Genomic DNA, 11020 nt, shown 5'->3' with positions numbered 1-11020 from the left:
CTCGGTGACGCCAACGACCACGACTCGCTGGGCCTGTTCCAGCAGCGCCCGACCTCCGGTTGGGGCTCGCCGGAGCAGATCACCAACCCGCAGTACGCCACCACCGCCTTCCAGAAGGCCCTCAAGCAGGTGCCGGGCTGGCAGGACATGCCGCTGACCGACGCCGCGCAGAAGGTCCAGGTCTCGGCCTACCCCGACGCCTACGCCAAGTGGGAGTCCCAGGCCGCCGACCTGACCGCCCAGTACTGGAACAGCTGACCCAAGCCACCACCCCACGCCGCTGGCCGGGCCCCCACACCGGGGACCCGGCCAGCGGCATCTCCCAGGCCGGGCCCCGCGAACCGGGGACCCGGCCGGCGGCATCCCCACCCGCGCCGGGCCCCCACACCACGGGGCCCGGCCAGCGGCAACTAACCCCGCGCCCGGCCCCGCGAACCGGGGATCCGGCAACATCTCCCAGGCTGTCTGCGTCCCGGTGGTAAGCAGGAGGCTCCATCCAGTGCGCGTTGCGGCGTAGAGAGAATCGAAGGTATGCACGACGCCGAGAAGCACCGAAGAGACGAGGTCGATGTGTCGACACCGAGCCCAGCTCCGTCGCCCGGGCCGACGGTGCTGATCACCGGAGCGGCTGGCGGCGTGGCCCGCTATCTGGTCCCGGCACTCCGGTCGGCCTATACGTTGCGCCTGACCGATCGGATCTCGGCGCCGGACGCCATCGTCGGCGACCTGGGCGACGCGGCTTTCGCGCGCCGCGTCTGCGCGGAAGTTCAGACGGTCGTCCATCTCGCCGCCGATGCCGATCCCAACCAGCCATGGCAGCGACTACGGGAGCCCAACGCCAACGCGGTGGCGAACGTCCTGGAGGGCGCAGCGGCCGCCGGGGTGTCGCGCGTGGTGCTGGCCAGTTCGTTGCACGCGATGGGCGGGCACGCCGACGCCGGCGAGACCGAGGTGGGCGAGGACGCCCCTGCTTATCCCTGTTGTACGTACGGAGCCTTGAAGGTGTTCGCCGAGAACCTGGGCCGGCTCTATGCCGACCAGGAGCGCCTGCGGGTGGTGTGCCTGCGCCTCGGCGGCGTTCGGGACCGGCCGATGGCCCGCAGCTGGCTCCCCGGTTGGCTCAGCGGGCCCGACCTGGTCCGGCTCGTCACCGCCGCGCTCACCGCAGACGTGCGGTACGGCAGCTATCACGGTGTCTCAGCGAATTCCGCTCGGCTCTGGCGGTGGGACCGTGCCCGCGCTGAGCTTGGATATCACCCCACGGACGACTCCGCCCGGTACGCCGGACAGGTGCCGGACGACGTGCCGGCGGAGTCCCCGGCCGGGATCCGTCCGCGTCACCGGCTCCTTCACCTGACCTGATCCGGTCTCCCGACCCGTCAACAGGGACCCCGGCCATACCCGAAACGATAAGAAGGGGCCCTTGCTTGCCGACCGGGGCTCAGCCCATGGTCTTGGCGCCGTCGATCGCCTCGCGGATGATGTCGGCGTGCCCGGCGTGCTGCGCCGTCTCGGCGGCGATGTGCAGCAGCACCCGGCGCAACGACCAGCGGGCGCCGGGCGGGAACCACGGCGCCGCGGGCAGCGGGTGCGCGGCGTCCAGGTCGGGCACCGTCCGGATCAGCTCCTCGGTCCGCCGGGCCACCTCGTCGTACGCGGCCAGCAGCCCGGCCAGGGTCTCACCCGGTGCCATGCGGAAGCTGTCGACGTATCGCTGTTGGCCCGCCGGGTCGTCCGAGTCCGGCATGGCCGACGTGCCCACCGCGATGAACTCCTGCCAGAGCCGCTCCTGGTCGGCGACATGCTTGATCAGGCCGCCGACCGTCAGCTCACTCACCGTGCTGCGGGTCGCGGCCTGCTCGTCGGTCAGGCCACGGGCGGTGTTGCGGAGGAAGTGCCGATGCTGGGCCAGCGTCTCCAGCAGATCAACGCGTTCGGCGCTGAGGTCGGTGTCGGTCGTCATGCTGATCCCCTCGTTGCGGCGGTGACCGCAGGCTAACCCGGCCCGCCGACATTTCCGGCCAGCTCGCCGGCCGCGGCGCCGGCGCGGATCCGCGCCACCGGCCGGCGCCGCGACCGACCGGCGCGTCGGCGCGTCGCCCGGCCAGGTTGGCACACCATCCGGTACGGCGGGCGGGCCGATCGATTGACGCGGAGCACTACGATCCGTGCCAGCGGCACCGCGGGGGACAGACGGGGGAGCGGGATGGCGGAGCGACCAGCGACCGACCGGGACGGGGCGCCGGCGGCCGGGAGGGACCGACGGCCGATCCTCCTCATCGGAGCGATCGCCCTGGTCGTGGTCTTGGTGGCCGGCGGGGTCACCTGGTGGTTGTGGCCCAAGGGGCCGGATCGCAAGCCGTTCGATCAGGCGGTCGATGGCCTCGCCGCGGCCGAGGCCCTCACCTACCGCACCGCGCTGGCCGGCCTCACCACCGACACCCGGGTGAACCGGCAGGGCGACGCGCTCGGCGCGGTCACCCTGGCGGGTCAGCGGTTCGAGCTGATGACCCTGCACGGCCGGACCTACCTCCGGGCGCCGACCGGGCTGCTTCCGGGCGGCGGCGCCGCCGTGACCGGACTGCGGAACCGCTGGTTCGCCAGCGGCTCCGGGCTGGCCACGCTCGGCGGGAGCGTGGTCGCCCCGCCGCAGCTCGCCGAGCGGCTGCGGGCCGTCGTCGACCATGCCACCGGGTTCGACCGGGCATCCGTCGGCGACACCGGGGCGTATGTCGCGCACGCGCCGGACGGCGACCTGTACGTGACCGCCCGGAAGCCGTACCGGGTGCTCCGGCTCGTACCGCGCGGGATCCCCAGCATCCCGTCCCTGCCGGCGCTGCCCACCTCGCCGGGGCGGCCGACGGCCGGTCCGGCCACGCCCGCCCGGCCCTCGGGCCCGCCCCCCTCCGCCCGGCCCCCGGCGTCGGCCCCGCCGTCCCTGCCGGACTTCCCGTCGCTGCCCCCGCTGCCCGACCTCTCGTCGCTGCCGAGCCTGCCCGGCGGGGCCCTGGTCGGCGCCCGCTACCGGCAGCCCAGCCAGCCCGCCGGTGCGCAGGCCCAGCCGGCGCCCGGGCTGGACGTCTCACCGCTGCCGGCCGAGCAGGCCGACGCCCTGCAGACCGACTTCGTCTCGTCGGCCACCCAACTCGTCGACGCGGCGGACCCCAACGTCCGGTTCACCGCGCAGGTCTCCGGGAACATCGGCTGCGGCGGCGCCTGCACCGTGAACGCCTCGGTGACCAACCAGGTGACCGGCCAGGGTGAGACGACGGTGACCGGCGCCCAGGTCACCGCCGAGATGACCGCGAACATCTCGGTGGACGGGCAGCCCGGCGGCACCTGCGTGAGCCCACCGACCCCGATCCCGACCAACGGCGCCGGGCAACTGTCCTGTTCCGACCCGGCCTCCGGCGCCCTGGCCCGGGCCCTGCTCGAGGAGAAGAAGGCCGCGGCCGCCGGCCGCGGCGGGATGGTCTCGGTGGCCGTCACCGCGCAGGTCGAGGTGCTCGCCCGGGCCATGACCGAGGCGGAGGTGCGGCAGGAGGTCGACCGGCTCAAGCAGGACCAGCGGAACCTGCGGGCCGGCCGGGCGCCGCCGGCCTACCCGGCCGAGGGGATCACGGTCGGCCCGGTCAACCTCGGCGCCCGGCAGAGCGGCACGGCCGCCCCGGTGCGGGTCGACGGGTTGTCGAACCCCTGGAACAACCGGAAGTCCAAGGAGCAGCGCAGCGACGGGTTGCTGATCGAGGACGCCCTGGGCGGCAACCTGCCGGACGGGGCACGGGCCATCGACTTCTACTCGGCGCACGACGGGGGCACCGCCATCAGCATCAAGTCGATCGACCCACGGGGGGACTCGTACCGGGTGGACCCGGGGGGCGTCGGCACCACGGGCATCGGCTACGTCCGCACCCTGGACAACTACCGGCGCGGCATCGACCTGTGGAACCCGCTGGTCCCGCCCGACGCGGTCTCGGTCTGGGTGCTCCGGCTCGCCTACCCGGCCGGCATCACCGACCCGAAGGCGCTGGCGCAGCTGGACAGGATCAGGCGCGAGGCGCAGGCGAAGAACATCGTCCTGCAGCTCGTGCCCATCGAGGGGTGAGCCGACCATGACCGACGGGGACGAGCCCGAGAGCTGGCTGGTCGTGTACGCCGACGGGAGCGTCGTCGAGGATCATCCGGCGCGTACGGCGCTGCGCCGGGGCATGTCCGCGGTCACCGTGACCGGACGGGACCGGGAGTGCAGCGGCGAGTACTTCATGGACTTCGACGACGACGTGGACCCTGGCCACGGCAGCTACCTGGTGACCGCCACCCTGCGGTGCCTCGGCCTCACGGTGCGCCCGGGTGGCGCCGTGGCGCTGGTGCGGGCGAGCCGGAGCGGGCAGGCCGGCATCGTCCTGCACCAGGCCGGCGCGGACGGCCGGGTCCCGGCCGACGCCACCCAGACCTCCGTGGTCCGCGACTGGCCCGGTCCGGCGTGGGCCGAGCGGGCCTGGGTGCTCGACCTGCCCGACGACTCGCCGCGGACCGAATGGCCGGTGAACGCCGCGCTGCGCGCGCTCGGCGTCGACCGGGGAGACAGCCCGGACGAGGCCACCGCGCTCGGCCTGTCCCTGCCCTCCTGACCCGCCCACGCCCGCCACGCCGGTCCGCGCGGTCAGGCGGACGCCGCCCACGGTCGGGCCGTGCGGTCAGGCGGACGCCGCCCACGGTCGGGCCGTGCGGTCAGGCGGACGCCGCCCACGGCCGGTCCGCGCGCGGACGCCGCCCACGGCCGGTCCGCGCGCGGGCGCGGCCCACGGCCGGTCCGCGCGCGGGCGCGGCCCACGGCCGGACCGCGCGGTCAGCCCGGCGCCGAGCCGAGGCGGTCGTCGGCGGCCGCCGATCCGGCCCGGTCGCCGACCGCCTCGCACACCCCGGCCGCGTCCGCCCAGAGCAGCCGGGCGTCGTCCGCCCGGCCCAGCTCGCGGGCCGCGTCGCCCAGGTAGAGCAGGGTACGGCCCAGCCCGGCCGTCGGCCGCCACCGCTCGCGCAGCCGGCGGCTCTCCGCGAGCAGGTCCTGGGCCAGCTCGGCCCGGGACGGGGTGCTGGCCAGCAGGCTGGCGCCGGCGTTCAGCAGCGCGGCCGCCCGGGCCGGCAGGTCGGTGACGGTGTCGTACTCGCGCAGCGCCGCCCGCCCTGCCTGCGCGGCGTCCAGGTGCTCGCCGAGCCGGTTGTGCACCAGGATCAGGTTGGTCAGCGCTGCCGCGTAGCCGCGGGCGTCACCGAGGTCGCGGAACGCGTTGGCGGCGCGTACCAGATGGTGGTGGGCCGCCGCCGGTTCGTCCCGCGCCAGGTGCGCGGCGCCCAGCCCGAGATCGGTCAGCGCGTGACCGGTCCGGTCGGAGCGCGAGCGGTGCCGCCGGGACACCTCCAGATGCTCGATGGCCTCGTCCACCAGGCCCTGGTCGAGCAGCGCGAGGCCGAGGTTGTACCGGGACTGCGCGCCGCCCCGGTGCCGCCGCTCGGCCACCGCCGAGTTCAGCGCCTCGGCGGCGCCGTACGGGTCGCCCTGCCGGCGGCGCAGCACCCCCAGCTCGTTGTGCGCCCACCCGGCGATCCGCGGCCGGTCCCCGGCGGTGGGGGTGGCCAGCACCGTGCGGCAGATCTCGGCCCACTCGTCCAGCCGGCCGTCGTGGGCGTACCAGCCGCACAGCGCCACGGCCAGCCGGAACCACCAGCGGCGGACCCGGCGGGGCAGCGCCTCGGCGGCCCCGGCCGGCCCGCTCACCACCCCGCGCAGCAGCTCTTGGTGCAGCTCGAACCAGCCGGCGGGATCCTCCGACAGCGACAGCAGGCCGTCCGGCTCGGCCGAGGACACCGCGGCGGGCAGGCTGGCGGCGTGCCGTTCCGCGCGCCGGGCCAGGTGGCGCACCAGCCGGGCCTGCGCGGCCACCCGGCGCCAGTTGGACTCCGCGTCCCGCAGGTGCAGCCGCGCGTACGGCGCCAGCAGCGGCCGGATCTCGTACCGGTCGCCCGGGGCGCCGATCAGGAAGGCGGCCGTGGCCAACTCGTCCACCAGGGCCGAGACCCGGGTCAGGCCGCGGTTGGCCAGTGCCGCGATGGCCGGCCGGTCGAGCGCGGCCGGTCCCAGCGACATCAGCCGGTACACCCGCTTCGCGCCGGGGGACAGCGCCGCGTACGCGGTGTCCCGGTCGGTGAGCAGGCTGACCGCGGGGGAGTACGGCAGGCGCTGGTGCGGCGGCGTCTCCACGGCCCGCCGGAGGATCTGGTAGAGATCCGACGAGCGCCAGCCGTGCCGGGCGGCGCGGTAACCGAGGGCCCCGATCGTGCGCGGCTGCCGGCCGCACAGCTCGACGATCCGCCGGACCACCGGGTCGGTGCGCGGGTCCGGCCGGCGGCTGCGGCCGGCCGCGGCGGCCTCGCCGGCGACGGCGAACAGCCGTACGGCGTCGTCGGTGTCCGGCTCGTCCAGCCAGCTGGCGGCCACGCCCTCCAGCCCGGCCAGCCCCGGCGCACCGGCCAGCAGCAGCCGGCAGGTCCGCGCGGCCGGGGGCAGCAGCGGGCGGACCTGCGCCGGGTCGTCCACGTTGTCCAGCAGCAGCAGGATCTCCCGGCCGTCGAGCTGGCCGCGGATGGCGTCGGCCGCGGCGGCCAGGTCGGCCTGCCGGCTCGAGGCCGGCGGCGTCGTGCCGAGGATCCGGGCCAGCGCGGTGAGCACCTCGCGCGGTCGGTGCCGCCGGTTGCCGGCCCGCAGGTCCAGATAGAACTGCCCGTCCGGGAAGTCGTCGCGGCACAGGTTTGCGGCCTGCACCGCGCAGGAGGAGGCGCCCACCGCCCGCCGGCCGACCACCGCCACCGCGTGCTCCCGCTTGATCGCGTCGCGGATGGCGGCCACCTGGTCGGCCCGGCCGGTGAAGCCCGCGGTGTACGGCAGGGTGGGCGCGTCGGCCGACGGCGACACCGTGTCGGTGGGCTCCGGCACCCGGTAGCGCGGGCCGCGCCGCCGCCGGCGCACCTCGAAGACGATGCCCGCGATGGCGAGCGCGGCGGCCACCGCGTAACCGGGCCAGCCGGCCACCTCGCCGGCCAGGTTGCTGAGCATGTTGCTGGCCACGCCGGACACGATCGAGCCGATGCCGAACAGGATCGGCCAGAGCGGTTCCCGGCCCAGCCCGTCGCCGCCCGGGTCGCGCGGCGGCGTCACCGGCCGCCGCCGGAGACCAGGCCGGCGATCAGGTGCCGCCGGGCCAGCAGGACCAGCAGCACCGGCAGCACGGAGCCGAGCACCGAGCTGGCGGCCAGGGCGCCGGTGTTGGTCACGAAGTACCGGTTCTGGCCGTACAGGAACAGCCCCAGCGGGGCGGCGTCCCGGCTGCCGAACAGCAACCCCACCACGAAGTCGTTCCAGACCTGCACGAACTGCAGGACCGCCACGGCGATCACGGCCGACGGGTTGTGCCGGGCCAGCCGCCACAGGGTGCTCCACCAGCGACGCCCGGCCGCCCGCGCCCGGCGTACCTGCGCGGCGGGCAGGTCCGCGAACGCGTTCCGCAGCACCAGCACGGCGATCGGCACCCCCATGGCCACGTGCACGAGGGTGAGCCCCCGTACCGTGCCGGAGGACAGCCCCACCCCGAGCACCTCGTTGATCGGGCCGGCGATCGCCTGCACCGGCACGATGGCCGCGGCCGTCAGCAGCAGGCCGGTCAGCTGCGCCGGGGGGCCGGTGAGCCAGGCCAGCGGGTACGCGGCGATGAGCGCCACCACCAGGACGCCGATGGTGGCCGTGCCGGCCAGCGCGAGGGTGAAGCCCATCGTGTGCAGCAGCTCGCCGCCGCCCAGCACGTCCCGGAAGGACCGCAGGGTGGCCGGGGTGGACCACCACCGCCCGACCGCCGCGTCGACGGGCCCGTGCAGCGCGGCCACCGTCAGCACCGCCATCGGGATCAGCCAGAGCAGTCCGGCGGCCGCCGCGCCGACCCGGGCCAGCCGGCGGGCCGGCGAGACGGCGTCGGCGGGCGGCTCCGGCACCGAGCTGAGCCGGGGCGCCGGCCAGGCCTGCCGGATGAACGGGGCCGCCACCAGGACGCCGACGGCCACCACGGCCAGCCAAACCACCCCGAGCGCCGCGCCCGGGCCGGACGTGCTGCCCCGGCCGGTCTGCCAGACCTGCACGGCCAGCACCGAGGCCTCGTCGACGGTCGAGCCGGGGGCCATCATGAGCACGAGGTCGAAGCTGCGCACGGTGGCCAGCGCCACCAGGGTGAACACCACGGCCCCGGTACGCAGCAGCAGCGGCCGCCACTGGGCGTGCCACAGCAGGTCGCGGCGGGTGCCGCCGTACACCGAGACGGCGTCGGCCAGCTCGGCCGGCAGGGCCGCGAGGGCGGCCCGGAAGACCAGGACGGCGAGGCCGACCCACGCCCAGACGAACGCCGACATGATGGCGACGGTCACCAGCCGCGGCCCGAGGAACTGCGGCGCCACCTCGGCGGAGCGGCCCAGCAACCGGGCCGCGATGAGCGTGGCCGGGCCCCGGCTCGGGTCGTACACCAGCCTGAACGTCACGCCGGTGACCACCAGCGGCAGCGCGATCGGGGCGAGCAGCACCAACCGGACGAGCCGGCCCTGCCGCCACCGCCGCGACGCCACGGCCAGCAGATAGCCCAGCACGGTGACCACCGCGGGCACCAGCAGCGCCCACCACAGCGTGCGCCAGAAGGCCGCGCCGGCGCCCGGCGCGGCGAGCGCCTGCCGGAAGTTGGCCCAGCCGAGGTGCCCGCCGGGGAGGCGGACGCTCACGTAGAGGGTGCGCAGCGCCGGCCACAGCACCAGGCCGCCGAGCAGCAGCGCCGCCGGCAGCAGCAGCGCCGAGGTGCCGGCCGCCAGCGGGTACGCCCGACCGCGGCGGGGCGGTCCGACGTCGTCGAGGACGGTGACCTCGCCGAGCAACGGCGCGTCGCTCATGTCGGTCGGCCCACCCGGGCCGCGGCCGCGGCGAGCTGCCGGACGGCCCGGTCGACGGCGCCGTCCACGGTGGTCGGATCCGCCGCGACGCCGTCATGCGGACCGCGCGCCACGGCGGCGAAGAAGTCCTGCATGATCCGCCAGCTGCCCACACCGTCCGCGCCGGTCAACGGGGCGGGCAGCAGGTCGGACAGGTCGAACCGCAGGTCCGCCGCGGCGTCCTGGATGTCGGCCGCGAGCTGCCGGCGGTAGTCGGGGTAGCGGTCCGGCTGCACCGCGGTCCGGGCCGCCAGGAAGCCGCCGGCGTCGATCCACGGCCCGAAGTCGGCGTCGACCAGCGCGCGCACGAAGTCGTAGCCGGCGCGGGAACCGCCCAGCACCACGGCCGCGTCGCCGCCGACCACGAGCGGCTTCGGCTCGCCCGGGAAGCGGCCGTGCCGCAGTCGGCTGCCGGCGGGGTCGAAGTCCTGGTCCATCCGGGCCACGAAGTCGGCCCCGGGCACCATGGCCGCCCAGCGCCGGGCGCCGACCTGGATGACCGACTCGTCGTACTGGGTGAGCAATGCCCGCGGCCCGCCGCCGGGAAAGGCGCCCGGCAGCCCCCAGACCTGCGCGAGGCGCCGCAGCGCGAGGCGTACCGGCGCCGCCGTCCAGTCGCCGGCGCCGCCCGCCAGCCGGCGGTAGAAGTCCTGGCCGGACGTGGTGGCCAGGACGTTCTCGAACCAGTCGGTGAGCACCCAGCCGTCGGCCGCGCCCACCGACAGCGGCGCCGGACCCGCGCCGTCCAGATGCCGGCGGCCCAGCTCGGCGGTGACCGCCACGAGCGCGGGCCAGCTGCCCGGCGGACCACCCGGCAGCAGCTCCGGGAGGTACCACAGCAGGGACTTGTGCGCGAGCTTCACCCACGCGCCGTAGAGCCGCCCGTCGTGCCGGACGTATCCGTCCAGCGCCGTGGGAAAGCGACCCGACCACGCGCTGTCCAGTTCGGTCAGCCAACCGGCCGCCGCGTACTCGCCGATCAGGCCGGGCCGGGACAGAATGGCCACGTCCGGCAGCGTGCCGGCCAGCCGGCGGGCCCGCAGGAACGCGTCGATGTCGTCGCCGGCGCTGATCGCCCGCCACGGCCTCGGGTAGCCGCGCATCACCCGCTGGAACAGCCGCAGCTCCTCGTCGCTCCACACCACCGCCACCTGCACCGGCCGGTCGCCGCCGCAGCCGGCGCCGGCCGCGAGCGTGCCGCCGGCCACGGCCGCCGCCGCGGCGGCCCGCAGCACGGTACGGCGAGCCAGCGGAGCGGTCATCGGTCGACCGGCCCGGCGTCGGCGGCGGGCGGGCCGGGGTCGTCCGCGAGCGGGGCGGGGTTGCCGGCCGGCGGCGCGGGGTTGCCGGCCGGCGGCGCGGGAGCATCCGGGGGCGGGGCGGCGTCGCCGGCGGCCGGTACGGCGACCCGCCGGGTCACCCCGTCGAGCGCGACCGTGTCCGCCAGGCAGGCCAGCGCGGCCACGCCGGCGGAGTCGCGCGGGGCGATCCGGGACAGCAGCTCGGGCAGCCGGTCGGCGCCGTCGGCCGGCGCCGGCAGGTCCACCACGAGCACCTCGGGCAGCCCGGCCGCGGCCCGGGCCAACGCCACCCGGAACCGCTGCGCCTCGTTGAGCTGGTGCGGCAGCAGGCGCAGGCTCGGCGCGAGCTCCAGCCGGTCGACCACGGTGTCGATCCACTCGTCGATGACGGCGTGCACCTCCTCCCGCCGGCGCTGGCCGTAGCCGATGTTCGACCGGACCGACAGGTGCGGCAGCAGGCCGCCGCCGGCCGGCACGTACCCGACCTGGCGACCGGCGGGTGGCAGCGCGGTCACGTCCCGGCCGCCCACCCGGACCCGCCCGGCCAGCGGCGCGGCCAGCCCCAGCACCACCCGGGCCAACGCGGTGCCGACGGGGGGACGCGCCACCACGGCCACCAGCTCGCCCGGCTGCACCAGGACCCCCACCGGCCCGGTGCCCGGGGCAGCGACCAGCCCGTCCAGCTGTAACGTGGCCCTCACCTC

8 protein-coding genes and 1 pseudogene are annotated in these 11020 nt (G+C 76.4%); 4 read left to right on the top strand and 5 right to left on the bottom strand.

Annotated elements, in window-relative coordinates; all coding sequences use genetic code 11:
• Together ACFFHU_RS24735 and ACFFHU_RS24730 are read left to right on the top strand one after the other, a co-directional pair.
• Positions 1 to 258 (top strand): annotated as a pseudogene (locus ACFFHU_RS24735) (hypothetical protein); the annotation flags it as partial.
• Between the two features lie 273 nt (positions 259 to 531).
• On the top strand, positions 532 to 1362 hold the full coding sequence (locus ACFFHU_RS24730) for an NAD-dependent epimerase/dehydratase family protein (protein ID WP_377342627.1): 831 nt from the start codon (positions 532 to 534) through the stop codon (positions 1360 to 1362).
• Between the two features lie 79 nt (positions 1363 to 1441).
• On the opposite strand, the gene ACFFHU_RS24725 is transcribed toward ACFFHU_RS24730, so the two are convergent.
• Positions 1442 to 1963, bottom strand: coding sequence for a DinB family protein (locus ACFFHU_RS24725; RefSeq protein ID WP_377342625.1), 522 nt, complete (start codon positions 1961 to 1963; stop codon positions 1442 to 1444).
• Positions 1964 to 2206: 243 nt separating this feature from the next.
• Here ACFFHU_RS24725 and ACFFHU_RS24720 point away from each other — a divergent pair, with 243 nt between their 5' ends.
• Positions 2207 to 4105, top strand: a complete 1899-nt coding sequence (locus ACFFHU_RS24720; RefSeq protein WP_377342624.1) for an endonuclease toxin domain-containing protein — start codon at positions 2207 to 2209, stop codon at positions 4103 to 4105.
• Positions 4106 to 4112: 7 nt separating this feature from the next.
• Positions 4113 to 4631 (top strand): hypothetical protein, encoded by a 519-nt coding sequence (locus tag ACFFHU_RS24715; protein WP_377342623.1) that lies wholly within the window; start codon positions 4113 to 4115, stop codon positions 4629 to 4631.
• A gap of 218 nt (positions 4632 to 4849) precedes the next feature.
• Here the strand turns inward: ACFFHU_RS24715 and ACFFHU_RS24710 are convergent, their stop codons facing one another.
• From ACFFHU_RS24710 to ACFFHU_RS24695, 4 genes are read right to left on the bottom strand one after another with little or no spacing between them, the layout of a single operon-like run.
• On the bottom strand, positions 4850 to 7213 hold the full coding sequence (locus tag ACFFHU_RS24710; RefSeq protein WP_377342622.1) for a hypothetical protein: 2364 nt from the start codon (positions 7211 to 7213) through the stop codon (positions 4850 to 4852).
• On the bottom strand, positions 7210 to 8976 hold the full coding sequence (locus ACFFHU_RS24705; protein ID WP_377342621.1) for a hypothetical protein: 1767 nt from the start codon (positions 8974 to 8976) through the stop codon (positions 7210 to 7212). The genes ACFFHU_RS24710 and ACFFHU_RS24705 overlap by 4 nt, the downstream gene beginning before the upstream one ends.
• Positions 8973 to 10277 (bottom strand): extracellular solute-binding protein, encoded by a 1305-nt coding sequence (locus ACFFHU_RS24700; protein ID WP_377342620.1) that lies wholly within the window; start codon positions 10275 to 10277, stop codon positions 8973 to 8975. The genes ACFFHU_RS24705 and ACFFHU_RS24700 overlap by 4 nt, the downstream gene beginning before the upstream one ends.
• A complete protein-coding gene (locus ACFFHU_RS24695) occupies positions 10274 to 11017 on the bottom strand; it encodes an ATP-binding cassette domain-containing protein (protein ID WP_377342619.1) in 744 nt (247 codons plus the stop codon). Before ACFFHU_RS24695 ends, ACFFHU_RS24700 begins: the two co-directional genes overlap by 4 nt.
• Positions 11018 to 11020 lie beyond the last annotated feature (3 nt).

The organism is Plantactinospora siamensis (assembly GCF_042434095.1).
Classification (GTDB): Bacteria; Actinomycetota; Actinomycetes; order Mycobacteriales; family Micromonosporaceae; genus KBS50.
The sequence above is the reverse complement of the archived record's forward strand: the minus strand, read 5'-3'. Positions and strand labels throughout refer to the sequence as shown.

Bases quoted from the DNA above. Each gene is read 5' to 3' on its own strand.
- ACFFHU_RS24715 (WP_377342623.1), top strand. From the start codon at position 4,113: ATGACCGACGGGGACGAGCCCGAGAGCTGGCTGGTCGTGTACGCCGAC.
- ACFFHU_RS24730 (WP_377342627.1), top strand. From the start codon at position 532: ATGCACGACGCCGAGAAGCACCGAAGAGACGAGGTCGATGTGTCGACA.
- ACFFHU_RS24720 (WP_377342624.1), top strand. From the start codon at position 2,207: ATGGCGGAGCGACCAGCGACCGACCGGGACGGGGCGCCGGCGGCCGGG.
- ACFFHU_RS24725 (WP_377342625.1), bottom strand. From the start codon at position 1,963: ATGACGACCGACACCGACCTCAGCGCCGAACGCGTTGATCTGCTGGAG.
- ACFFHU_RS24700 (WP_377342620.1), bottom strand. From the start codon at position 10,277: ATGACCGCTCCGCTGGCTCGCCGTACCGTGCTGCGGGCCGCCGCGGCG.
- ACFFHU_RS24705 (WP_377342621.1), bottom strand. From the start codon at position 8,976: ATGAGCGACGCGCCGTTGCTCGGCGAGGTCACCGTCCTCGACGACGTC.